Here is a 22,160-nt window from a genome sequence, read left to right on the forward strand (position 1 = left end):
TTAATATCTGGGTGTGACAAAGGGCATTCGCAACCCAGAAATAGCTGATTTGTCGAAAAAAATCGGTTGTCGGCAGAAAAAACGACAAATGTAGTCAATGCCGTGCAGTTGGACGATATTTTCAACCAAATATACCACTATAAAGTAAAATTCCCGTCCGTCTGACATGGTGGTTTGCCAGTGAATTCGAGTGATTCATTTGCCAGATGCGTATCGAAAAATTCATGAACAGAAGCTATCTTGCCATCGCGGAACGAAAAGATGTGGGCGTAACGCTGGTCATAGCGTTTGCCGTTTCGCGCAACGCCGTTGGCTTCCATGATCGCCGTAATGCCATCAGGTCCTTCGTTCATGATCTTCCAATTTTGGGCGAACTGAAACTGCTCAAAGTCGAGCGCATCGAATATCAGCGGCAGGACGGTTTTCAGGGCCGTAAAACTGTCATAGCGTCCTGAGATGATCGTATTTCCCGAGACATTATACACGACATCCGGATGATGCAGCGCTTCAAACGCGTCGACGTCCAAGCGGGCAAGTGCCTCATAATAGGCATCTACTATGGCCCGGTTGGACGTCAAAAGCGTTTATCTTCCTTGGAACTGGCGCAGATATTCATTGTCTGGCGACAGGACGAATGATGAGGTCGGATCGCCTTCCTGACCTCTACGGAAGGTTGTCTCATAGCTTTTCATGGCGCGGTAGAAATCATAGAAGTCTGCATCCTTGCCAAAGGCTTCTGCATAAGTACGAGCGGCGCTAGCATCAGCCTCTGCGCGGATGATCTGGGCCTGTTTGGCGCCTTGGGCCTTAATCGTGCGGGCTTCTTGTTCACGCGCTGTACGCATCCGCTGATAGGCGCTTTCCAAAGGCGTGCCATCGGGCAAATCAGCGCGCTTGATCCGAACATCCACGATTTCCGCGCCATATTGGCGAGCTACGCGATTCAAGCCGGTACGGATATTGTCCATCACCTGACCCCGTTCGGGACTGAGTAGTGCGGCGAAGGGTCGTTTGCCTAGCTCGTTCCGCAGAGCTGAGCCAAGAATGGGGCGCAGCTCGTCGGCTACACGGGCTTCGTTGCCAGCGGCAATGAACATGCGAAGTGGATCGGTGATCCGGAAGCGCGCAAAAGCATCAACTTGCAAGCGCAACTGGTCGGTCGAGAGCACTTGTTGCTGTTCCATCTCAACATCGAGAATGCGTTTATCAATCCATTCTACCTGCTCGATAAAAGGAATTTTTGGCAGAAGGCCCGCACCGGTTTGGCCAAATGGTGTGTTATCCTGATAGCGATTGATGATCCGAACGGGTTCACCAAATCGTACCACAACACCCTGGCGGGTTTCCGGCACGATAATCAGGGTGTTGACCAAGATGAGGATCAAGCCAAAAACGACGATGGCCAGCGCGACGGGGTTTTTCATATTGTTACCCATTATTTCGCCTCCACAACTTGCGGCGCGGGCGCTTGCGCGCGTTTCTTGATTTCCGGTAGTGGCAGATAAGGTGTTACGCCGTCGGCCTCGATAATAGTTTTATCCACTTGCGACAAAACGCGCTCCATTGTTTCATAATACATCCGGCGTTTGGTGACACGCGGGGCCAGGCGGTATTCTTCATACACCTTGTCAAACGCGGCTGATTCACCTTGCGCTTGCGCGGTCAGTTGCTGGGCATAAGCACGGGCTTCGTTGAGATATGTCTGTGCAGTTTGTTGAGCGGCCGACACTTCTTTAAAGGCATCGTTCACGGCAGCAGGAGGATCAGCCTTCTTAATGGCGATACCGCGGATCACGACGCCCGCACCGTAACCATCAAGCAAAGCCTGCATATTCTGTTCGACCTGTTGCTCAATCTCGGTACGCTCCGATCCGATTGTGTCATCGAGCGTGAAGTTCGCAACCGCCGCACGCATTGCGGATTCAGCCACTTCCTTAATCGTCTCTTCTTGCTCGGCAATCTGGAAAAGGAATAATTCGGGTGACTTGATATTCCAACGCACGGAGTAAGCAAGATCAACAATATTCTGATCACCGGTCAGAATGAGTTTCTCTGACTCGCCGGTTGGAATATCGATTGTTCGAATTTCCTCGACATCAAGTTTCACGACTTGCTCAAGTGGGGAAGGCCACGAGAAATGCAGACCAGGCTGCATGGTCCGGGAATAAGAACCAAAAAAAGTGACAACGCCGCGTTCTTGAGGGCTAACCCGATGGATTGAAGTCAACGCTGCCCATAAAATGATAAAACCGATGAGGAGAACCGGCCACCAGGGCCTTCCACCGGGCCTTTTGGGAATACCGCCTTTGAATCCGCCGCCGGTTCCTTTCTTGAACAACTCTTCCAGCGACGTTGCACCGCTTTTGCCGCCGCCCGAAGATCCGCCTGAAGGATTGCCCCACGGGTTGCGCGGACCACCACCTTTTCCGTCGTCTCCACCGCCATTGCCCCAAGGGCTAGCCATGTTTAATATTGATCCCAAGACTGTTTTTTGGGAAGCTTGCCCATCAATTTTTTTATCCATGTTTTCATTATAGGTAGCGTGGTGGCAGAAAAACAGTGTCAATCGGATAAAAGTGTAACTATGCGAACCAAATGACCAATATTTCTAAGATTGAGGCGGCTCTTGAAGAAGTCGCCAGCGGAAGATTTAGCGCAATTCGTTTTGATGAAGGCCGCATCTCCCTGGTTCTAAACGTCAGTGGGCTCAACGTTCGTGACCGTGGACAGATTGAAATTGCTGTAAAGGGTAAGTTGCTCGAACTGGATGACGTGGAGAAGGTCGATATCGTCATGACGGCCGAAAAAATCGAACGCCGCTTGATTGCCGTAGGAAGCGGTAAGGGCGGGGTTGGCAAATCTACCTTGTCTACCAATCTCGCGATTGCACTTAAAGCCTTGGGCCATAAGGTTGGTATGGTCGACGCCGATATTTACGGTCCTTCACAACCGCGCCTGTTAAACTGCGAGGGCAAACGGCCAGAGGCGGAAGAAAAACAGCTAATCCCTGTGCCGAACGAATATGACATTCCGGTGCTTTCGATGGGGCATCTGGCGAAACCTGGTCAGGCCATAGCGTGGCGCGGACCGATGGCGGGCAAGGCGCTCGAACAGTTGATCAATGCCCATTGGGGTGATACGGAAATTTTGATCGTCGACATGCCGCCGGGTACGGGCGATGTGCAATTGTCGATGATGCAAAATCATAAACCTGTCGGTGCGTTGATTGTTTCAACGCCACAGGATCTTGCCCTGATGGACGCGGTGCGCGCGGTTGACCTGTTTGAACAGGCGAAAATCCCGATCATCGGCATGGTCGAAAATATGGCAGGCTATATATGCCCTCATTGCGGTGAAGTAAGTGATCCATTTGGTGCTGGCGGTGCAGAGGCTGCGGCTAAAACTATGGGCATGGCTTTCATGGGGCGCGTTCCGCTGGATATCGAAATTCGTAAATCCAGCGATGGAGGTGTACCGCCTGCTTGCTCCGATAGCCTGCAGGGAAAGGCTTTTCATGATATTGCCAAAAGGCTCGCGACGTGGTTGGATAACCAATAGTAGCTTTTTGGGAGGGGAAAGACCTGTCATGCTTTTGGAAACCGATCAGGATATCGCCCGTCTGTTGACCGAAACCAAGCGTATCGCCCTCGTCGGCGCTTCGGCTAAACCGGAGCGAGCCAGTAACCGCATTCTGAAATTTCTGATCGACCAAGGCTATGCTGTTGTTCCGGTCAATCCGGGACTGGCGGGACAGCAATTGCATGGCGCAGAAGTCGTGCCATCCTTGGATGCAATCACAGGCCCCATCGATATGGTCGATATTTTCCGCAATTCAGAGGCGGCAGGTGGCGTTGTTGATGAAGCTATAGCAATAGGTGCGAAATCAGTTTGGATGCAGCTAAACGTTATCAATCGGCCAGCGGCTGAACGGGCAGAAGCGGCGGGTATGGAAGTCGTGATGGATCGTTGTCCGAAAATCGAAATTCCCCGACTTGGCTTGATGAAGGGCGACAATGCCGACTGAGCCGGAAACAGAAATCGGATCGGAAGAAGGTGAAAAAGGCACAAAGCTTTTTACGCGTCGAAATTTTCTGATTGGTGGTAGCGCCGCGACCGGATTGGTGCTGGCTTGGGCCATTTGGCCGCGGTCTTATGAACCCAATATCAGTGCTACCGAGAATGAAGAAATCTTTGGCGCCTATCTCAAAATTTCCAAAGAGGGGCAGGTAACTGTCGTTGTACCCCAGAGTGAAATGGGGCAGGGCGTCTATACCGTTCTGCCGCAAATCTTGGCAGATGAACTTGGTGCCGACTGGCGGACCATTGCGGTAGAACCGGCGCCGATCAATCCGCTTTACGCCAATGATTTTCTGGCGCTTGAATGGGCAGAGACATTGCTGCCGGCCGGTGCAGAAAAACTGACTGAGGAAGACGCAGCACGCTGGGCAGCAAAGAATGTCGCGACCCGCAATGATTTCATCGTCACGGCAGATTCTTCTTCCATTCCGGCCTATGCCAGCAGCTTTCGGGAAGCTGGCGCAGCCGCACGGGTCTTGCTCAGCAAGGCAGCGGCGGTAAAATGGGATGTCGAATGGGAGTCCTGTACCGCTGAAAATGGCTTCATCTCCAATGGAGAGCGAAACATGCGCTTTGGCGAATTGGTCGCTGACGCGCTGAAGCAGGATTTGCCAGATCCGGTGCCGCTTCTGTCGAGTCCAGCGAATAATTTGGTCGGTCAGGACCTTCCGCGCCTGGATATGCCGTCCAAATTGGATGGATCGGCCAATTTTGCTGGCGATATTCGTTTGCCTGATATGGTCTATGCGTCGATCCGCCAGGGGCCCATTGGGGCTACTCGCCTGAAATCGTTTAACCGCGAAGGGGCAAGCAAGATTATTGGTCTGGTCGATGTGGTAGAGCAGGATCAGTGGATTGCAGCGGTCGCAACCAATTGGTGGGCGGCCAATGACGCGCTCGATAAAATGAGTCCGATGTTTGAAACCACCGGCTTGCTTCCGAACAGCGACAAAATGGATGCGGCGTTGGAAAAGGCGCTGGCAGAAGGGCCGGGCACTCGATTTGCGAGCCGCGGGGAAACTAAGCCCGCTTTTGATGAACATGATAATGTTCAGGCGCGCTATCAAGTGGACGCAGCGTTGCATGCTCCCATGGAAACCCGGACGGCGGCGGCTGACTATCAAAACGGGCGCCTGGAACTCTGGTTGGCGACCCAAGCGCCTGCTGCGGCTGTAAAGTCGGCGGCCAAGGCCATCGGTATCAGTACCGACAATGTGACGCTCTATCCGATGCTGGCTGGCGGATCTTTCGGGCGTAATCTTGATAGCAAAATTGCTGCACAGGTTGCCATTATCGCAGAAAAAATCGGCCGTCCGGTGCAGTTAATGTGGTCGCGTGTGGAAGAAATGATGCACGACCATTACCGCGCGCCCGCCTTCGCTCGACTGGATGCAGCGACCGATAAGGCGGGCCGGATACAGGCATTGCAGATCAAAGTCGCTGCGCCTGCTTCAGCAAGAGAGCAGAGCAAGCGTGTGGTGCGCGGGATGGACGAGATCGCCGCCATGCGTGCATCAATTGATGAGGCGGATGCCAAAGCGGTTGAGGGTGCGGATGTGCAGTATAACATCCCGAATTTCTCGCTGGACCATCATCCCGCCCATATCGGCGCACCTACGGGTAATTGGCGAAGTAACGCGCATAGTTACAATGCTTTTTTTGTTGAATCGTTCATCGATGAACTCGCAGCCAAGGCTGGAATTGAGCCCTTATCCTACCGGATGCAACTAATGTCTGGTCGGCCACGTCTGGCCCGCTGTTTAACCGGTGTGGCGGCGATGGCTGGATGGGACGGGGGGCTGGACGGCAGCGGCCAGGGACTGGCCTGCCATTCGATGCGCGGCGGCCATATTGCTGTCATCGTCAGCGCCAATCGCGGCGAAAGCGGATTAAGAGTGCGACGTATTTCCGCGACGGTCGATGTTGGACGGATAATTCACCCCGATATCGCGCGACAACAGATTGAGGGCGGTATAATCTATGGCCTCGCCATGGCGCTGGGGTCGTCAACACGGTTTAACGGCGGTATAGCCGAGGCTCGGCGATTGAGCGATTTGGCGCTGCCAAGATTGGCAGAAATTCCTGCCATACAGATCGAGTTTATTCGCAGTGAAGAGGAACCCGTTGGTGTTGAGGAAATCGGTGTGCCAGCGGTTGCTCCTGCCATTGCCAACGCTCTTTTTTCCGCAACCGGCATTCGTCTTCGCCAGTTGCCGCTTTTCTCTGAGGCATCATGACTATGCAAATTCTTGATCACTTGCCCGAAGGCCATCCGCCGGTTGCGACGGGGAAGGTCGGCCTGTTGCTGGTCAATCTGGGGACACCCGACGCACCAGATAAAAAGGCGGTAAAACGCTATTTGAAAGAATTTTTGTCCGACAAGCGCGTGGTCGAGATACCGGATATAATCTGGCAGCCGATATTGCGCGGAATCATCCTCAACACCCGGCCAAAAAAATCGGCTCATGCCTATGGATTGGTGTGGACGGACGAAGGGTCACCGCTGGCCGTCTACACCCGGCGCCAAGCAGAGGCTTTGGCCGGCAAATATGGCGAAAACGTCCATGTTGACTGGGCTATGCGCTATGGTAATCCCAGTATCTCCAGCCGCTTGCAGGCGATGAAAGATGCGGGCTGCGATCGTATCTTGGTCGCGCCGCTTTATCCGCAATATAGCGGTGCTACAACGGCGAGTGTGCATGATGCGGTATTTGACGCGGTCAAGGCGATGCGCTGGCACCCTGCAATCCGGACCTTACCCCCCTATCATGATGATCCCGCCTATATTGCAGCGTTGAAATCCAGTGTAGAAGCCGGTCTGGCGACGCTCGATTTTGAACCAGATGCCGTGGTAGCCAGCTTTCATGGCATGCCGAAGCGAACGTTGGAATTGGGCGATCCCTATCATTGTCATTGTCAAAAAACCGCGCGTTTGCTTTCCGAAGCGATGGGACGGGAACTGACCATCGCTTTCCAGTCGCGCTTTGGTCCGGCCAAATGGCTGGAGCCGGCCACGGATCTGACGCTCGAAGAATTGGCGCAGGAAGGCAAGACCAAGGTCGCAATTTTTGCGCCTGGTTTTTCCAGCGACTGTCTGGAAACCTGCGAAGAGCTGGCGATACGCGGCAAAGAAGATTTCGAAGCCGCTGGCGGGAAGCATTTTGCCTATATACCGTGCCTTAATGACAGTGATGTCGGTATCAATCTGCTTGATAATCTCGCGCGCCGGGAACTGGCCGGATGGATTTAGGCGCGGACGATATTTTTCATCCGCCGGTGAAGCGCAGCATTACGATTGCGGGGCATCAGACGTCGATTACGCTGGAGCCCTTATTCTGGGAATTGCTGAGGGTCGCGTCCGAAAAACAGGGTCTACCGATCAACGCGTTGGTAGCGCAAATTGACGTTCAGCGGGTGAATGCCGAGGAGCCACCGGGGCTCGCCACCGCGATCCGCTTGTGGCTCACGCATGATCTGCTTGGAAATTCCGCCCAAGCCGACTAAGGCAGCGTCATGAACGCAACCCTTCTTGTCATGGCTGGCGGCGCGGTTGGTGCAGCCGCACGCTATAATCTCGGGCGGCTGGTTTTTCATTGGGGCGGAACAGGCCTTCCTTTTGGGACGTTGATCGCCAATTTGCTGGGCGGGTTGTTAATGGGCGTGTTGGCCGGAGTGCTGGCACGCAGTGATTTTGTCGATGAGCCGTGGCGGTTGCTGCTTGGCGTCGGCTTGCTGGGTGGTTTTACGACCTTCTCGGCCTTTAGTTTGGAAGTGTTGAATATGATTGAGCGCGGAAATTGGGGCATAGCGTTGGGCTACGCATTGCTGTCCGTCATCGGTTCGGTGCTCGCTTTATTTGCGGGGCTTATGGCGGTGAGGGCGATAGCATGACTACATTTGATCCCACTGCCGAAAGCGGCTCTGAAGAGGAAAAGCCGAAAGGCCAGGGCAAGCTCAAAGAACAGAAACAGGCGCTGAAAGTGCTTGATGTGCGGCAATTTACCGTGTCGGCTGACGATGATGATATCCGGCTCGATCGCTGGTTCAAACGCCATATGGAAGATGTACCGTTTAACGTTGTGTCGCGCTGGTCACGGACGGGTCAATTGCGGCTGGATGGCAAGCGCGTCAGCCCTGGCGACCGGATCAACGAAGGGCAGGTCATTCGCGTCCCACCCGCTGAAATCGAACGACCGGGCCGTGTTGCCAAACCACGCACCGAGTTGTCGCAAGACCAGATTGATTTTGCGCAGGAACTCGTGATCCACAAAGATAAATCGGCGATTGTTGTCAACAAGCCGCCAGGACTGGCAACACAGGGTGGTAGCAAAACCACCACCCATTTGGATGGTCTGCTGGATGCGCTGACCTATGATGCAAAAGGTCGGCCCAAGCTGGTCCACCGGTTGGACAAGGATACCAGTGGCGCGATTCTGCTGGCTCGTTCGCCCGGAGCCGCGTCCTTTTTCTCCAAACGTTTTTCCGGACGCACGGCGCGTAAAGTCTATTGGGCTTTGGTAATGGGCGTGCCGGAAATTGCTGACGGCATGATTGACTTGCCGCTGTCCAAGCAACCTGGTTCCGGCGGCGAAAAAATGCATGTCGATGAGGAAAACGGGCAGGCAGCAAAATCGCGCTACCGGATTATCGAACGCGCTGGCAATCGCGCTTGCTGGGTGGAATTACAGCCGTTTACCGGTCGCACCCATCAGTTGCGCGTGCATATGGCAGCCATTGGCCATCCGATTATCGGCGACGGCAAATATGGCGGGAAGGATGCGTTTCTGACGGGTTCGATCAGTCGAAAAATGCACCTGCATGCAAGGCGGTTGCGGATTGAGCATCCTGATGGACACAAGCTCGACGTCAAAGCCGAGCTCCCACCGCATTTTGCCGAGACGATTGAGAATCTTGGCCTGGATCTCAGCTTGGGCGATTTGCCGCTAGACGAGAAAAAACCCGGCGGCAAGATGGTGCGCAAACAGCAAGGTCGCGCCCATGCCAAGCAGATCCGCAAAGACAAGCGCGGCGAACGGCGCGGGCGAGGCGAGAGTGATGGCAAGCCGACAAAGGCAGGCAAGCCGACTAAACGCGAGCGCCCCAATGCCGGAAAAGCCACTCATAAGAAAAACATGCCGCACAAGGCTAAAGTCAAGCAAAAGGGCCGTTAATGCATCCCGATCCCGCGTTTCGATGGCCCAAGTCGGGCAATGACCATAATGATGCCGATGAGCGAGCCGCGCTCGAAGCGCTGATCGCCCAAATCGGCTTCGGCATGATTTTCGCGACCACGCCAGACGGTCCCCGCGTAGCGCATGTTCCGGTTTTCTCAACCGGAGACGGCGCGCTGCAATTCCACTTGTCACGCGGCAATGCGCTGACCAAATCTCTAGTGGGTTTGACAGCCCTTTGTGTGATCAATGGCCCGGAAGCCTATGTCAGTCCCGACTGGTACGGGGTGGATGATCAAGTACCGACCTGGAATTATCTTACACTGGAATTGGAAGGTTCTGTTCGCGAAATGGAGCAGGAAGGTCTTATTGCTTTGTTGGATGATCTAGCGGAACAGAATGAAGCCAAGCTCGCGCCCAAAACACCATGGCATCGCGATAAAATGGATGCGGGAAAATTTGATAAGATGGTCGATTCCATCGTTGGTTTCGAGATGGAAATCAAGGCATGGCGGCCGACCGCGAAGTTTAGCCAGAACAAGCCTGCCGTTGCCCGCGAAAATGCCGCGGATGCTCTGGATGCTATTGGCCGGCGCGCGGTTGCTCACATGATCCGGGAGTTTAGCCCCAAATGAATAAGCTAGCCCTGTTTGATTGCGATGGCACGATGGTCGATAGCCAGGCGAATATCTGCTCTTCGATGGATCAGGCCTTTGTCGCGCACGGTCTGACCCCGCCCGACCATCATCAAACGCGGCGTATCGTCGGTCTCAGCCTTCAGGAAGCCGTTCGACAATTATTGCCCGATCAGGAAGACGCATTAGTCGCTGCAGTGACCCAGTCTTACCGCGATGGCTTTTTCGAAATGCGCCAAAAAGGCAGCGTGCACGAACCGCTTTATGATGGACTGCTCCAGCTGATCGACCGTTTGGACAGTGACGGCTGGGTGCTGGGCGTAGCAACCGGCAAGTCTGATCGCGGGCTTAATCATGTTCTCGAAGCGCATGGGCTGAAGGATCGGTTTGTTACACTGCAAACCGCTGACCGGCACCCGTCCAAACCGCATCCTGCTATGGTGGAACTGGCGATATCCGAAGCCGGTGCTGCTGCGGAAACAACAGCCATGATCGGTGACACAACCTTCGACATGGAAATGGGCGTCAATGCCAGCGTTCGGCCAATTGGTGTCGACTGGGGTTATCATGACAGTCATGAATTGCTCTCTGCCGGCGCGCATATTGTAGCTGAAACCATGGATGAATTATACGAGACGCTCAATCGATGACACAGCAACCGGAAAAATCTGACGATCCGATTTATGTCGCTGACCCTGAAAAGGAAAAGCAGGCAAAGAGACTGCATTTCATGGTCAGCGTCATCCGCCTTTTGGGCATTGCGATATTGATGCTGGGCATTGCGATATCTTTGGGTCGGCTGGCCGGTATTCCAGCGGCAGTTGGCTATGTGCTGGTTGTGATCGGCCTTGCACAGACTTGGGTCATGCCGATTACGATGGTGCGGTCTTTCGTCAAACGACAGGTGGCAGAGGAAGCTGGCAAAGAAGCGGGCGATGAAAAGATTTTATAAGGAGGCCGCTAGCGTCGCGGCTGATACTGGCTTTGCCATCCACCTCGACGGACGCCCTGTGAAGACCCCGGCGCGTAATCCGCTCCACCTGCCAACCGCCAAGCTCGCCGAAGCAATAGCGACCGAATGGGCTGCACAGGATGACGAGATTGACCCCGCCACCATGCCGCTAACCGCTTTGGCGCAGGGTGCGCTGGATCAGGTTGCCCATGAACGAAATCGTATCGTCGGCCGCATTGCCTCATTTTCTGATAGCGATATGCTCTATTATCGCGGGGACGACAGCCAACAGGCCTTGTCCGATCATCAGGCCGAGAAGTGGGACCCGTTGCTGGGCTGGGCCCGCACCCGTTATGATGTCAGCTTCACTCTAACTCACGGCATCATGCATCAGTCGCAGTCCGAGCAAACCATTGCCCGGCTATCCGAAGCCGTCGAGGCACAGGATGACTTCACGCTAGCGGCGATGCTTTCGCTGGTCGGACTGGCCGGTTCGCTGATCGCTGTGTTGGCACTGGTTGAAAACGCTTATGACGCTGATACGCTCTGGCCACTGATGAATTTGGAAGAACTTTGGCAGGAACAGCAATGGGGAAGTGACGATCTGGCGACCCAAACACGGGCGGTCAAACAGGCTGAATTTCACTCCGCCGTGCAATTTCTTGTCCTTTCTCGCACTTAGCTTTTCCCTTTTGGCGCATTTTCCGGTACAGGCCTTTAACTGTAAACGGAGACTACATGAACACTTCTTCCCCACGCCAGTCCATGGCGCTATGCGACAGCCCGGCAGCGGCCGTCGCTCTTCTCGAAAAGCTCTACCAAGAACAAATTGATCTGATAACCGCCCGATTTGCCCGCTATGCCAAGGGCGACCTGTCCGATGGCGACCGCGAACAAGGCGTCTATCCGATGATCTCGGTTGAAATTCCTGCAGATCAAGCAACTGAGACCAGCAATCTGGCATCGGGCCGGATTTCCGATATTAACTGCTACAGCACAACGATCAGTCAGCCGAAACTCTATCGCCGCTATTTGCTCGACCAACTGGAGCGGATCAATCGCATCTTTACCGCGAAAATTCATGTCGGTCTGTCTGAAACGCCCATCCCGCTTGCCTTTGCGATTGAAAATGCCGCTGGCGGTCTCGACCGGGATCGCAAAGACGCGCTGCCCAATCATTTCCACACGCCCAATCTGGTCAAGACCAATGACGAGATTGTCGACGGCGGTCAGATTTTTCAGGATGATGTCGATAGCGCCTTGTCGCTGTTCACCGCTGAACGGGTCGATTATTCCCTGCACCGCATCCGCCACTATTGCGCGACCGATCCGGAATATTTTCAGCCCTTTATCCTGTTCACTAACTATCAGCGCTATGTTGATGAATTTATTGAATTTGGTCTGGAAGAGGTCAAATCTGGCAAGGCCGAAATGCTCGTCGAACCGGGTAACCGGATTACCGGCGCGGACGGCAAACCATCTTGCCCACCCATTGCTAAGCCACCGCAAATGCCCGCCTATCATCTGGTGCGCAAGGATGGCAGCCCCGGTGTGACGCTGGTCAATATGGGAGTCGGCCCATCCAATGCGAAAACGATTACCGATCACTTGGCTGTCCTGCGCCCGCATGTCTGGCTGATGATCGGTCACTGTGGAGCGTTGCGCCGGACACAGCGTTTAGGCGACTATGTTCTCGCGCACGCCTATCTGCGCGATGACAATGTCCTCGACGATGTCCTGCCGCCCAGCATTCCGCTGCCGACCATTGCCGAAGTGCAATTGGCGCTGACCAAGGCAGTGCAGGAAGAGACCGGCATTGACCAATCGCAACTCAAACAACATTTGCGTACCGGCACAGTCGTGACCACCGGCGACCGCAACTGGGAACTGCGCTTTGAGCAGATTGCTAAGCGTCTAAACCAGTCTCGCGCCATCGCGATTGACATGGAATCCGCGACCGTCGCTGCCAATGGCTATCGCTATCGGGTGCCTTACGGGACATTGCTCTGCGCGTCTGACAAGCCGCTGCATGGTGAAATCAAACTGCCTGGCATGGCTGATGCCTTTTATCAGGAACGGGTCGGTCAGCATTTGGCGATAGGCTTGCGGACAATTGATCTGCTGGCCAAGGAAGCGGATGCGGGTACTTTGCACTCAAGGAAGCTGCGCAGCTTTGGTGAACCTCTGTTTCGGTAGTTACAACGTTCCTCTCCCCTTGAGGGAGAGGACAGATTTTCTTGTCAGTTTACTGACTAGAAAATCTTGGAGAGGGGTAAGAGAGGAAGCGCCAAGCCAGCCCCCTCTCCAACTCGACTAGGCAGCAAGCTGCCAAGTCTCCGTTTCCTCTCCCTCAAGGGGAGAGGAATAGTCCGCTAAAAACCAACGAAGTTCACAACATGCACACAGTCCTTAGGACGTTTTTGGTGCGCAACAAATATTCCGAAGTTCACACAAATCACATAGCATCGCGGTTCACACTGTACGTGACGAAGTTCACAAAGTGCACATAGTCCTTTGGGGCATTTTTCGCCGCAAAAAAAATTCGAAAGTTCACACAATTCTCACCCATGCGCGGGGAGTATTCAGTCTATTCAATTGTCAAAGAGTTCAGTTCACATCATGCCATAATCGCTGCTCTGTAGGACAGCGAAAAGAACCGTCCATCCACCCCATTGACTCAGATCAACCATATTGTTGCGATGGATCAATGCGGCTCCTTCCTGCTCTCCCTAACCACCATTGGGGACTAAGTAAGAAGGATTTTTCAATGTGTAAAACGACAAAGTTTATCGCCCTTGCGGCAGCGTCAGGCATAGCGGTTAGCTCTGTACCGGCCTTTGCGGAACAGGGCGACATATTGCTGCGCGCCCGCGTCATAAATGTCATGCCGAGCGAGGAAAGCAGTTCAATTCTGCCCGGCTTTCCCGGAGAGCAGGTCAGCGTGGATAATAGCCCCGCGCCGGAACTCGACATCACCTATATGGCAACCAACAATATCGGTTTCGAGCTGATCGCTGCCACCACGAAGCACAGTGCCAGCGGCGTCACGGGAACGACCGGCAGCATTGGTAGGCTTGCCAAAACCTGGGTATTGCCTCCAACCCTGACGGCGCAATATCATTTTGCACCCGATGCCGCGATCCGTCCCTATGTTGGTGCCGGTGTAAACTATACAATTTTCTATAATGAAAAGGCGACGCGGGATTTGGAAGCTGCGGTTGGCGAAACGGACGTGAGCTTGAAAAGCAGCTTCGGTTGGGCGCTGCAAGCGGGAATGGATATTCCGCTGAATGACCGGATTTCGCTGAACTTCGATGTCAAATATCTCGATATCGACACCACCGCAACCCTGCGCACCACCGATGCGGGAACGCAGCGCGTGAAGATCAATCTCGATCCGATCGTGGTCGGTGTCGGGCTAGGTATTAAGCTATAGGAATGAACTAGACCTTATAGCTTTGGGGGGAGATCACGCGAAGACACAAAGCCGCCGAGGAGGGACAACTTGGCCGCTTAGTGTCTTTGCGTGATTATTTTTGTTCAGCATTGGTATGATCCGCCCAGTCAGGCAAGAGACGCCGTTATGATCCCGGGAATGAATGTCAAAATGGTTACGGTTGTGATCAGCGCATAAATGGCAGCGTATCTCTGGTTGTGATTGGTCATGGGCTTTTCCTTTGATTGGCCTGAAGTGAAGACATCAAGTAGCGATGGCTGAGGGATCGGTATAATCGGCGGCATGCTCATCCGATGGTTGAATCGGTTTGATGATATCGATCAAAATTCCCGAACTATCATGGGTGATGAAATGGCGTTGGCCGAATATTTCATCTTGCAGTGGCTTAAGTATGGGCAGTTTTGCCTTTAGTGCCCGATCAAACCAAGCATCTGGATCCTCAACTTCAAAATTTAAAATTAGCCCTTTGGTTTCCTGGCGCATCGGCTCGGGGATCGTTTCATGATCAAATCGTAGGATCGCGAGATTGACGCCCGCATCATCGATAGACTGCAGGTGCACATACCAATCGCTGTCGAACAATGGTTTGAAGCGCAGGTTATCAATATAGAATTTGGCACTCTCTTGCACATCGGTCACCTGGATAACCGGATAATAGCTGGTCGTTTTCATTTGCTTTGCCTTTCCTCTTTTTATACATACACATTGTATGTTTAACTCTAGGTAACAAACAGGCTGTATGTATGCAAGAGAAAAAGGCGATTTCCAACCAAAAGCGCACCGAGAAGACTCGCAAGCTGTTGATTAAGGCTGGAAAAAAGCTCTTTGTTGAAAAGGGCTTCGCGGCCACATCTACCCCTGAAATCGTCAAAACTGCGGGCGTTACTCGCGGAGCGCTCTATCATCATTTTTCGGATAAGCAGGATCTGTTTCGCGCTGTGGTGGAGCAGGATTGCGAAGCGGTCGGAATTGAAATTAATCGCGAATCCGAAGATGCAGATAGCTTTATCGATATGCTCAAAACGGGTTCCAGCGCGTTTGTGAAAGCGATTACCTCACAGGGGCGTGCGCGAACGATTTTGATCGAAGGGCCATCTGTCCTTGGTCAGAAAGAGCTTATGGCAATTGAAGATCGGTTTACACGCTTGTCATTACGGCAGGGGCTAGAGGCCGCGCTCAAACATGGTGCAATAAAGCCATTGGCTCTGCAACCGCTGGTTGAGTTGGTGAGTTCCATGCTGGATGGCGCGGCTCTTAAAGTAGAGGCAGGGTTTGATTTTGAAGAAATTGAACCGATTGTGCACGCATTTATCGACGGATTGGCCGAATAGACAAGATACGCAATTCCGCCGCTGTCTCTGATCTAACCCCCAACACCCAATGCCATACCGGCTTCGCGGATCCGCTTCGCCTCTGTGCCATCATTCTTAAACGCCGCCAACCCATCAGCTAGCGCCTTCTTGGCCTTGGCGGTCTGACCCAGCTGCTGGCGGCTGCGCATCAGCATGATCCACCCATTGGCGTCGTTCGGGTTGCTTTGCAGCCTCTTGTCGAGCCCATCGACCATATTGGCGATCATTGCTTCCTGTTGGCCAGCGGGCAGGGCGGCAGCTTCCTGCATTTGCTGGCGGCTTGGGCCGGGAATGGCCGCGGTAGCGACTTGCGGGCCGTCGGTGGAGATACCGCCCGTCGGCGCAGCGGGTGCCACCTTGGCGAGGCGCGCGGCGACGTCGATATTTTCTTTCTCAGCGACCTGCCCGATCACCCTGCGAATATCGGCGGCATAGGGCGCATCAGCGGGCGTGTCTTCGAGCAGCGCAAACCAGTCATTAATCGCGCCCTGATGATCGCCAGCGATATCCTTTTGTACCGCCAGGAAATAACGCGCGCGGGGATCGCTTTTGTCGAGAGCTAGAGCCTTTTTGAATGCATCAGCCGCATCGTCAGGCACTTGCTGGCCATCGCTTGCCATGACCAGTGCTTCGCCGAGCATCGACCAATATTCAGGATTTTTCGGATCGAGCGTTGTCGCGCGTTTCATGGCTGTAGCGGATTCGGCAAATTTCTGGGTTTCAAAATAGCTCCAGCCCAACATGCGCCAGCTTTCTGCATCTTTGGGATCATCCTGCAGCTTTTTTTCCAAACCCGCGATGACTTCATTGACGCTAGGGGCTTGCTCGGTTTCCTCGCCCGCCACTTCTGTATTTGTTTGGCCGCCTGAACCTTCAGTGCCCATATTGCGATAGACCTGCACACCGACTGCTCCGACGGCGAGAATGGCCGCCAATATCAGGGCGATACGGCTGATATTGCCGCCGGTCTTTTTGGCGGGCTTCGCTGTTTCTTCTGGTTCGCTCATCTGTAAAACTCATTCCTCAACTGGTGCGACCCGGTCCATCGCGATCTATTGTCGCCAACCATGGGGGTTTGACAAGTCATTTGTTGCGTCTCACCGATAGAGAGTGAACTGGATCAACTTGTGATATTTTCCACTGGCATATCAAAAGCTTTTTGATAAGATGCTGGCAAGACAAGTCTTTTGGGGTCGCGCTAAAGCCGAAAAAGTTTGCTGCATTGGTCTGTGAAAACGCATGAGGGAGCGTTGGGCCGAGAGAGCAAAAGGGGGAAGATAGCGCGTGGCGGAAAAGTTTCGAGTGGTGATTGTAGGATCGGGTCCGGCAGGCATGAGCGCCGCTGGTCGTGCTGCGCAATTGAAACTAAAGCATGTGCTGCTGGAAAAGACAGACCATCTGTCCGACACCATCTACAAATATCAAAAAGGCAAGCATGTCATGGCGACGCCCAGCCAGTTGGTGCTGCGCTCGGATATGGATTTTGACGCTGGCAAGCGCGAAGCTATTTTGGGCACATGGGACAAGCAAACCGAAGTTTGCGGCGTCAATGTCCAGTTTAATGCTGAACCAGTGAAGATAGAGGGGGAAGAAGGCAACTTCACCATTACTTTGAAAAATGGCGACAAAGTCATGGCGGAGACCATCGTCATGGCGATCGGAACCCAGGGCAACCCCAATCTGATGCGCTGCCCTGGCGGTGACAATAAATTGGTTCAATATCAGCTGGATGATCCCGGTGAATATTATGATGAACATATTACAGTGATCGGTTCCGGTGATGCCGGGATCGAAAATGCACTGGGGCTAGCGGCGGATGCGGCTCAGAATAACATCGTGACGATCCTCAATCGCTCGGCAGAATTTGCGCGCGCAAAAAAGGCTAATGTGAAGCTGCTGATGGAAGCGGGCGAGCAGGGCAAGGTGATGATCCGCAACGAGACCACACCGGCCGAAGTCAAGGATGGCGAGCTGGTTCTGGAAACACGCGATGGTCAGGAAACGATTCCTTGCAACCGGATCATTGCGCGGATGGGTTCCGCTCCGCCGCGCAAATTTGTCGAAGAATGCGGAATTGAATTTACCAGCGAAGACCGGGAGGCTTATCCCAAGCTGAGTCCAGCGTTCGAAAGTACCAAAAAAGGCATCTATGTCATCGGTGCGCTGGCTGGCTATCCCTTGATCAAGCACTGTATGAACCAAGGCTATGATGTCATTGAATTTATCAACGGCAACAAAGATCTGAAACCGGCCGATGAGCCGATTTTGGAGAAGAAATTTGGCGGTCTTCCTGGCGGCAAGTCGGTGGACGAGTGGCTGGAATTTTTCCGCGAGAAAGTCACTATTCTCAATGACCTGTCGCCCTTGCAGATGCGCGAATTCATGCTCGACAGCGAACCGCGCCGCTATCGTCGCGGCGAAGTGGTATTCGAGAAGAACGCGCCAGGGTCATCGCTGTTTGCCATTGCCGAAGGCTCGGTGGCGGTGGAGATTAATCCCGATGATCCATCGATTACGGTGCCGATTGAAGAGGGTTCGATTTTTGGCGAAGTTGGCCTGATATCCGGTCGCCGCCGCGGGGCAACCATTAACGCGGCTGAAGATCTGATAGTAGTAGAGATTTCCCGCACCGCCGCTTTAAAACTGCAAGCCTCCGTTCCTGCGGCCAAGCGAGCGATTACCAGAATTTCGACGGAACGCCAGTTGCTGCAGATGTTCGGGTCTGGCCTCACCAAAGACGATATCTCTGAGGCGGTGGAAACCAGCGAGATTATGAACGTCAGGGCCGGAGAAGCGATTATCGAGGAAGGCAGCGAGGGTAACGACATCTACGTCATCCGCGTGGGATCGATGGTCGTCGAAAAGGAAATTGGCGGCAAGCCTGTATTCCTGTCTTACCTGCCAGCCGGTTCTTATGTCGGAGAAATGACCCTGATCGCGGGCGGCATGCGCACTGCAACCGTGAAAGCGGCGATTAAGTCAGAAGTGATTAAAATCAACGGCGATGCGTTCAAGAAGGTGCTCGATCAGCACCCGAACCTGATGCGCAAGGCAAAACAGGAAATGGCCGCGCGTCAGGATATCAACGCTTTTGTCGAAGCCAAGAAAGACAGTTTCTCTGGCGTAGTGGATTATTATTCCGGCGTTGCCAATTTCCTTGTCGACAACGGCATTGGCGAAGCGACCGACGTGTTGCTGATCGACGAAAATCTTTGCGTCGGCTGCGACAATTGTGAGAAGGCCTGCGCCGACAGCCATGAAGGCTTGAGCCGCCTCGATCGCGAAGCTGGCCGAACCTATGCGCATCTGCACGTCCCGACCAGCTGTCGGCATTGCGAGCATCCGCACTGTATGTCCGATTGTCCGCCCGACGCGATCCATCGCGGGCCCGACGGTGAAGTGTTTATCGATGACACCTGTATCGGTTGTGGCAATTGCCAGCGCTATTGCCCTTATGGCGTGATCCGCATGGACAAGGTGCCGCCGAAGAAGCCCGGTATATTAAACTGGCTGCTTTTTGGATTTGGTCCCGGACCCGGTGAACCTGACAAGAAATGGGCAGCGGAAAATAGCGATCCCGATGTCGAAAAACCCAAAAAGGCGATTAAATGCGACATGTGCGCTGGCATCAAGGGGGGGCCGGCCTGCGTCCGGGCCTGTCCCACCGGCGCAGCTATCCGCGTGGCACCTGAGGAATTTCTCACCGTCGCTAAGTTAGAGCAGGAGGACGCATAGTGGCTTCCGTTCCTGTTCCCGGCGGCGTCGCCAAAAAGAAAGTCGCCATGCATGACGGCTTTCTCAAACATGCTGGCTATAAGTGGCTGAAAATTGCTTCTTTCATCATGCTGGTATCGATTGTCAGCTATCTCTTCATCGACGTTTCCCCGCGCCATAATGGCGGTAGCTGGTACGGTTATACGCTTGGTACGATTGGTGCCGGACTGATCCTATGGTTGACGATGCTCGGTGTCCGCAAACGCGCTATGACAGCGGGAAAATGGTCGCTCAAAGCATGGACCTCAGCGCATATTTATCTCGGCCTCAGCCTGATTGTCATTGGCACATTGCATACCGGTTTTCAATTTGGCTGGAACATCCATACGGCGGCCTATGCTTTCATGATGATCGTGATCATCTCTGGCATTCTCGGCATCTATTTCTATGCGACCATCCCGCAGGCCCTATCCAACAACCGCGACGAGATGACCGAGACGCAGATGCTCGAAAGCCTGCGTTCACTGGACCGGCAATTGCATGAAGCGGCTCAACCGCTATCGGCGGAACATGCGGCTTTGGTGCTGCAATCGCTGGAGCAGGATCCCTTTGGCGGCGGTTTCCTCAAACGAGTTTCCGGAAAATATCCCAATTGCGCTACCCGCGCTGCGCAGGCTGATTTGCGGCGGGAACGCGCTTATCAGCCGCGCATGGGCGGGGACGATCCGCTCGATAAAGTAGATGCGTTGCTGCAGAAAAAGGAAGCGACACTCGCTCGTGTCCGCCGCCATCTCAGGTTGAAAGCCCTGTTGCAGGTCTGGCTGTTCGTCCATGTGCCGATGACCTTCGCCCTGATCGCATCGTTGTCGGCGCATATCATCAGCGTTTTCTTTTACTGGTAGGCGGGAGATAGTTATGACTTTTATCGTTCGCCAAATTGCAGTCACTGCTGATGGCCGGGAGATTATCCGCTCCAACCCGTTCACGGAGCCACAAATTGGTGTCGGTCGCAACACACAAAATGCGATCCACTTGCCCGACCTTGCGGTCAATCCCGATCATGCTGTCATCCGCCAATTGGACGACGGCGAGATTGAGGTTGAAAGCATTTCCGGTCAGAAATTCTCGGTTGACGGTCGCGATCAAATGTCCGCGACGATTGATCCTGCCAAGGGTGCTGAACTTGGTTTTGGCGGTCATGTCATATCGGTTAGTCACGATGAAGAAGGCGTGATCCTGACCGTTAAGCGGGTCGAGGCTTTATCCGATTCCGCCGAAGACCGTGAAGAGGGCGCGCTTTACACGCTTAAAGGCTTGCTGCCTGGTAAGCGGATTAGTGCTTGGAGCTTTATCGGACTGGTACTCGCTGCCTTCCTGATCTGGCCCATCTACACATGGGCTACCTACAAGGGGATCGAAGAACGGCCAGAAGGTTTTCATGCCGACACCATGTGGTCCTCCGGCGCACTTAGTGAGGCACACCACAGCCTCGAGGGCGATTGTCAGGCCTGCCATGTCGATGCCTTTGTAACGGTGACGGACAAGACCTGTCTCACCTGCCATGAAGATGACGCGCATGACCATGCCAAGAAAGACCGCCTGCTCGCCGCTATGGGCGAGCCGGAAGGTTTTGAGAAAGTCGGCGCGGCTTTCGCTTCGGCCTTTAACAAACCACCCGGCAGGTGTGTTGAATGTCACACCGAGCACGAAGGCGAGGGTGCTATGCAGCCTACTGCGCAAAAATTCTGCGCGGATTGCCATGAAGGAATGGACGGGCGTTTGACGGATACAAAGCTTGAAAATGCATCTGATTTCGGGATTTCACACCCGCAATTTCGCCCTGCGTTGCTGCTTGAACCCGGCGGTAAAAATCCCCCTCGCAAGCGGGTTTCGCTGGACAAGAAGCCAACCGAATATAATGGCCTGAAATTCCCGCATGACATTCATCTGTCTAAAACTGGCGGGGTCGCGCAAATGGGCCGGCGCTTAGCCGCGAAATTTGATTTTGGCGATTCGCTGGCTTGTGCGGATTGCCATACGCCCGATTCCAATGGCGTGCGCTTTGAACCGGTTGATATGAAAGAAGATTGCAGCATGTGCCACAGTCTCGCATTTGAAGAAATCGGCAGCACAGTGCGGACCTTGCGTCACGGCGAGCCAGATATGGTCCGTGCTGACCTGCGCGCTTATTATCGTTCTACCGGCCCATCGCGGCCGATTAATCTCGGCGGTATGAAGCGGCGGCGTCCGGGTGCTGAAAACAACAATCGGGTGGCTAGCGACTATGCGCGCGCCGTCCAGTTCCGACCGAGCCGCGCCAATCTTGCGATCCAGCAAGTCTTTTCACGCGGCGGCGCTTGTTTTGACTGCCATGGTGTAACGCCGCCGACCGCGCGCGGGCGGGTTGATTATGGCATTAAGCCGGTGACCCAGACTGATCGCTATATGCATAAGGGCTGGTTCAGCCACGAAGCGCATACGCAAGAGGATTGTACCAGTTGCCATGCTGCGACGACATCTGACAATGCGCGTGATTTGTTGCTGCCCGGCATCAAGACCTGCCGCGAATGTCATGGCGGCGAGTTTGAGAAAACTGCTGATGTGCCATCGACATGCGCTATGTGTCATGATTATCATGCCGATGATGGCGCGCCCTGGCTGATCAAGGAGCAGCAGAAGGACAAACGCAAAAAGCCGGATAAAGTGGCAAATGACAATGAAGCATTGAAACCATCGGATAAACTGAAGGTGAAAATTCGAAAGCAGAAAATTGCCAGTCGCTAGTGAGAACCATTGGATGAC

Annotated in this window: 22 protein-coding genes; 17 read left to right on the plus strand and 5 right to left on the minus strand. The window is 53.9% G+C overall.

The genetic code is table 11. From position 1 onward, the window contains the following. Positions 1 to 137 precede the first annotated feature (137 nt). From ABJM21_RS02870 to hflK, 3 genes are read right to left on the minus strand one after another with little or no spacing between them, the layout of a single operon-like run. Complete coding sequence (locus ABJM21_RS02870) at positions 138 to 578, minus strand: nuclear transport factor 2 family protein (protein ID WP_348302904.1); 441 nt, start codon at positions 576 to 578, stop codon at positions 138 to 140. A gap of 6 nt (positions 579 to 584) precedes the next feature. After that, positions 585 to 1,436, minus strand: coding sequence for a protease modulator HflC (locus ABJM21_RS02875; RefSeq protein ID WP_348302903.1), 852 nt, complete (start codon positions 1,434 to 1,436; stop codon positions 585 to 587). Then, a complete protein-coding gene (gene hflK, locus ABJM21_RS02880) occupies positions 1,436 to 2,464 on the minus strand; it encodes an FtsH protease activity modulator HflK (RefSeq protein WP_348302902.1) in 1,029 nt (342 codons plus the stop codon). The genes ABJM21_RS02875 and hflK overlap by 1 nt, the downstream gene beginning before the upstream one ends. Before the next feature lie 131 nt (positions 2,465 to 2,595). Here hflK and ABJM21_RS02885 point away from each other — a divergent pair, with 131 nt between their 5' ends. From ABJM21_RS02885 to ABJM21_RS02945, 13 genes are all read left to right on the plus strand, one after another. Continuing rightward, positions 2,596 to 3,558 carry an Mrp/NBP35 family ATP-binding protein gene (locus tag ABJM21_RS02885; protein ID WP_348302901.1) on the plus strand — a complete coding sequence of 321 codons (963 nt, stop codon included), beginning with the start codon at positions 2,596 to 2,598 and terminating at the stop codon, positions 3,556 to 3,558. Positions 3,559 to 3,586: 28 nt separating this feature from the next. Beyond that, the gene (locus ABJM21_RS02890; RefSeq protein WP_348302900.1) at positions 3,587 to 4,024 is read left to right on the plus strand and encodes a CoA-binding protein; all 438 of its coding nucleotides are present in this window, start codon (positions 3,587 to 3,589) and stop codon (positions 4,022 to 4,024) included. Then, complete coding sequence (locus ABJM21_RS02895; protein WP_348302899.1) at positions 4,014 to 6,314, plus strand: molybdopterin cofactor-binding domain-containing protein; 2,301 nt, start codon at positions 4,014 to 4,016, stop codon at positions 6,312 to 6,314. Before ABJM21_RS02890 ends, ABJM21_RS02895 begins: the two co-directional genes overlap by 11 nt. 2 nt (positions 6,315 to 6,316) lie before the next feature. Beyond that, on the plus strand, positions 6,317 to 7,327 hold the full coding sequence (hemH, locus tag ABJM21_RS02900; RefSeq protein WP_348302898.1) for a ferrochelatase: 1,011 nt from the start codon (positions 6,317 to 6,319) through the stop codon (positions 7,325 to 7,327). After that, the gene (locus ABJM21_RS02905) at positions 7,318 to 7,581 is read left to right on the plus strand and encodes a ribbon-helix-helix domain-containing protein (protein ID WP_348302897.1); all 264 of its coding nucleotides are present in this window, start codon (positions 7,318 to 7,320) and stop codon (positions 7,579 to 7,581) included. The genes hemH and ABJM21_RS02905 overlap by 10 nt, the downstream gene beginning before the upstream one ends. A gap of 9 nt (positions 7,582 to 7,590) precedes the next feature. Continuing rightward, positions 7,591 to 7,968 carry a fluoride efflux transporter CrcB gene (gene crcB / locus ABJM21_RS02910; protein ID WP_348302896.1) on the plus strand — a complete coding sequence of 126 codons (378 nt, stop codon included), beginning with the start codon at positions 7,591 to 7,593 and terminating at the stop codon, positions 7,966 to 7,968. After that, complete coding sequence (locus ABJM21_RS02915; protein ID WP_348302895.1) at positions 7,965 to 9,248, plus strand: RluA family pseudouridine synthase; 1,284 nt, start codon at positions 7,965 to 7,967, stop codon at positions 9,246 to 9,248. The genes crcB and ABJM21_RS02915 overlap by 4 nt, the downstream gene beginning before the upstream one ends. Next, positions 9,248 to 9,883: an FMN-binding negative transcriptional regulator gene (locus tag ABJM21_RS02920; protein ID WP_348302894.1), complete on the plus strand. Its 636-nt coding sequence runs from the start codon at positions 9,248 to 9,250 to the stop codon at positions 9,881 to 9,883. Before ABJM21_RS02915 ends, ABJM21_RS02920 begins: the two co-directional genes overlap by 1 nt. After that, positions 9,880 to 10,533 (plus strand): HAD-IA family hydrolase, encoded by a 654-nt coding sequence (locus tag ABJM21_RS02925; protein WP_348302893.1) that lies wholly within the window; start codon positions 9,880 to 9,882, stop codon positions 10,531 to 10,533. Before ABJM21_RS02920 ends, ABJM21_RS02925 begins: the two co-directional genes overlap by 4 nt. Continuing rightward, entirely contained in the window at positions 10,530 to 10,835 is a 306-nt protein-coding gene (locus tag ABJM21_RS02930) for a hypothetical protein (protein ID WP_348302892.1), read from the plus strand. The genes ABJM21_RS02925 and ABJM21_RS02930 overlap by 4 nt, the downstream gene beginning before the upstream one ends. Continuing rightward, on the plus strand, positions 10,819 to 11,517 hold the full coding sequence (locus ABJM21_RS02935; RefSeq protein ID WP_348302891.1) for an ATP12 family protein: 699 nt from the start codon (positions 10,819 to 10,821) through the stop codon (positions 11,515 to 11,517). Before ABJM21_RS02930 ends, ABJM21_RS02935 begins: the two co-directional genes overlap by 17 nt. A 56-nt stretch (positions 11,518 to 11,573) precedes the next feature. Beyond that, entirely contained in the window at positions 11,574 to 13,031 is a 1,458-nt protein-coding gene (locus ABJM21_RS02940) for an AMP nucleosidase (protein WP_348302890.1), read from the plus strand. Between the two features lie 571 nt (positions 13,032 to 13,602). Continuing rightward, on the plus strand, positions 13,603 to 14,271 hold the full coding sequence (locus ABJM21_RS02945) for an OmpW family protein (RefSeq protein ID WP_348302889.1): 669 nt from the start codon (positions 13,603 to 13,605) through the stop codon (positions 14,269 to 14,271). 264 nt (positions 14,272 to 14,535) lie between these two features. Here the strand turns inward: ABJM21_RS02945 and ABJM21_RS02950 are convergent, their stop codons facing one another. Beyond that, the gene (locus ABJM21_RS02950; protein ID WP_348302888.1) at positions 14,536 to 14,964 is read right to left on the minus strand and encodes a VOC family protein; all 429 of its coding nucleotides are present in this window, start codon (positions 14,962 to 14,964) and stop codon (positions 14,536 to 14,538) included. 71 nt (positions 14,965 to 15,035) lie between these two features. On the opposite strand from ABJM21_RS02950, the gene ABJM21_RS02955 reads away from it, so the two are divergent. Then, on the plus strand, positions 15,036 to 15,623 hold the full coding sequence (locus ABJM21_RS02955) for a TetR/AcrR family transcriptional regulator (RefSeq protein WP_348302887.1): 588 nt from the start codon (positions 15,036 to 15,038) through the stop codon (positions 15,621 to 15,623). A 32-nt stretch (positions 15,624 to 15,655) separates the two neighbouring features. Here ABJM21_RS02955 and ABJM21_RS02960 read toward each other — a convergent pair whose 3' ends face one another. Continuing rightward, complete coding sequence (locus ABJM21_RS02960) at positions 15,656 to 16,651, minus strand: tetratricopeptide repeat protein (RefSeq protein WP_348302886.1); 996 nt, start codon at positions 16,649 to 16,651, stop codon at positions 15,656 to 15,658. A gap of 277 nt (positions 16,652 to 16,928) precedes the next feature. On the opposite strand from ABJM21_RS02960, the gene ABJM21_RS02965 reads away from it, so the two are divergent. From ABJM21_RS02965 to ABJM21_RS02975, 3 genes are read left to right on the plus strand one after another with little or no spacing between them, the layout of a single operon-like run. Beyond that, positions 16,929 to 19,379, plus strand: a complete 2,451-nt coding sequence (locus tag ABJM21_RS02965; RefSeq protein ID WP_348302885.1) for a cyclic nucleotide-binding domain-containing protein — start codon at positions 16,929 to 16,931, stop codon at positions 19,377 to 19,379. 47 nt (positions 19,380 to 19,426) lie between these two features. Further along, positions 19,427 to 20,260 carry a hypothetical protein gene (locus tag ABJM21_RS02970; protein WP_348303362.1) on the plus strand — a complete coding sequence of 278 codons (834 nt, stop codon included), beginning with the start codon at positions 19,427 to 19,429 and terminating at the stop codon, positions 20,258 to 20,260. 13 nt (positions 20,261 to 20,273) lie between these two features. Beyond that, on the plus strand, positions 20,274 to 22,142 hold the full coding sequence (locus ABJM21_RS02975) for a cytochrome c3 family protein (protein ID WP_348302884.1): 1,869 nt from the start codon (positions 20,274 to 20,276) through the stop codon (positions 22,140 to 22,142). The last annotated feature ends 18 nt before the right edge of the window (positions 22,143 to 22,160 follow it).

Origin of the sequence: Parasphingorhabdus sp., from assembly GCF_039977335.1 — a bacterium.
Taxonomy (GTDB): domain Bacteria; phylum Pseudomonadota; class Alphaproteobacteria; order Sphingomonadales; family Sphingomonadaceae; genus Parasphingorhabdus.

What these genes read in the sequence shown, in the direction of transcription:
- ABJM21_RS02895 (WP_348302899.1), top strand. Translation starts at nt 4,014, where the DNA reads ATGCCGACTGAGCCGGAAACAGAAATCGGATCGGAAGAAGGTGAAAAA.
- ABJM21_RS02925 (WP_348302893.1), top strand. Translation starts at nt 9,880, where the DNA reads ATGAATAAGCTAGCCCTGTTTGATTGCGATGGCACGATGGTCGATAGC.
- ABJM21_RS02935 (WP_348302891.1), top strand. Translation starts at nt 10,819, where the DNA reads ATGAAAAGATTTTATAAGGAGGCCGCTAGCGTCGCGGCTGATACTGGC.
- crcB (WP_348302896.1), top strand. Translation starts at nt 7,591, where the DNA reads ATGAACGCAACCCTTCTTGTCATGGCTGGCGGCGCGGTTGGTGCAGCC.
- ABJM21_RS02890 (WP_348302900.1), top strand. Translation starts at nt 3,587, where the DNA reads ATGCTTTTGGAAACCGATCAGGATATCGCCCGTCTGTTGACCGAAACC.
- ABJM21_RS02905 (WP_348302897.1), top strand. Translation starts at nt 7,318, where the DNA reads ATGGATTTAGGCGCGGACGATATTTTTCATCCGCCGGTGAAGCGCAGC.
- ABJM21_RS02970 (WP_348303362.1), top strand. Translation starts at nt 19,427, where the DNA reads ATGCATGACGGCTTTCTCAAACATGCTGGCTATAAGTGGCTGAAAATT.
- hemH (WP_348302898.1), top strand. Translation starts at nt 6,317, where the DNA reads ATGCAAATTCTTGATCACTTGCCCGAAGGCCATCCGCCGGTTGCGACG.
- ABJM21_RS02955 (WP_348302887.1), top strand. Translation starts at nt 15,036, where the DNA reads ATGCAAGAGAAAAAGGCGATTTCCAACCAAAAGCGCACCGAGAAGACT.
- ABJM21_RS02960 (WP_348302886.1), bottom strand. Translation starts at nt 16,651, where the DNA reads ATGAGCGAACCAGAAGAAACAGCGAAGCCCGCCAAAAAGACCGGCGGC.
- ABJM21_RS02945 (WP_348302889.1), top strand. Translation starts at nt 13,603, where the DNA reads ATGTGTAAAACGACAAAGTTTATCGCCCTTGCGGCAGCGTCAGGCATA.
- ABJM21_RS02920 (WP_348302894.1), top strand. Translation starts at nt 9,248, where the DNA reads ATGCATCCCGATCCCGCGTTTCGATGGCCCAAGTCGGGCAATGACCAT.
- ABJM21_RS02885 (WP_348302901.1), top strand. Translation starts at nt 2,596, where the DNA reads ATGACCAATATTTCTAAGATTGAGGCGGCTCTTGAAGAAGTCGCCAGC.
- hflK (WP_348302902.1), bottom strand. Translation starts at nt 2,464, where the DNA reads ATGGCTAGCCCTTGGGGCAATGGCGGTGGAGACGACGGAAAAGGTGGT.
- ABJM21_RS02950 (WP_348302888.1), bottom strand. Translation starts at nt 14,964, where the DNA reads ATGAAAACGACCAGCTATTATCCGGTTATCCAGGTGACCGATGTGCAA.
- ABJM21_RS02975 (WP_348302884.1), top strand. Translation starts at nt 20,274, where the DNA reads ATGACTTTTATCGTTCGCCAAATTGCAGTCACTGCTGATGGCCGGGAG.
- ABJM21_RS02875 (WP_348302903.1), bottom strand. Translation starts at nt 1,436, where the DNA reads ATGGGTAACAATATGAAAAACCCCGTCGCGCTGGCCATCGTCGTTTTT.
- ABJM21_RS02940 (WP_348302890.1), top strand. Translation starts at nt 11,574, where the DNA reads ATGAACACTTCTTCCCCACGCCAGTCCATGGCGCTATGCGACAGCCCG.
- ABJM21_RS02930 (WP_348302892.1), top strand. Translation starts at nt 10,530, where the DNA reads ATGACACAGCAACCGGAAAAATCTGACGATCCGATTTATGTCGCTGAC.
- ABJM21_RS02915 (WP_348302895.1), top strand. Translation starts at nt 7,965, where the DNA reads ATGACTACATTTGATCCCACTGCCGAAAGCGGCTCTGAAGAGGAAAAG.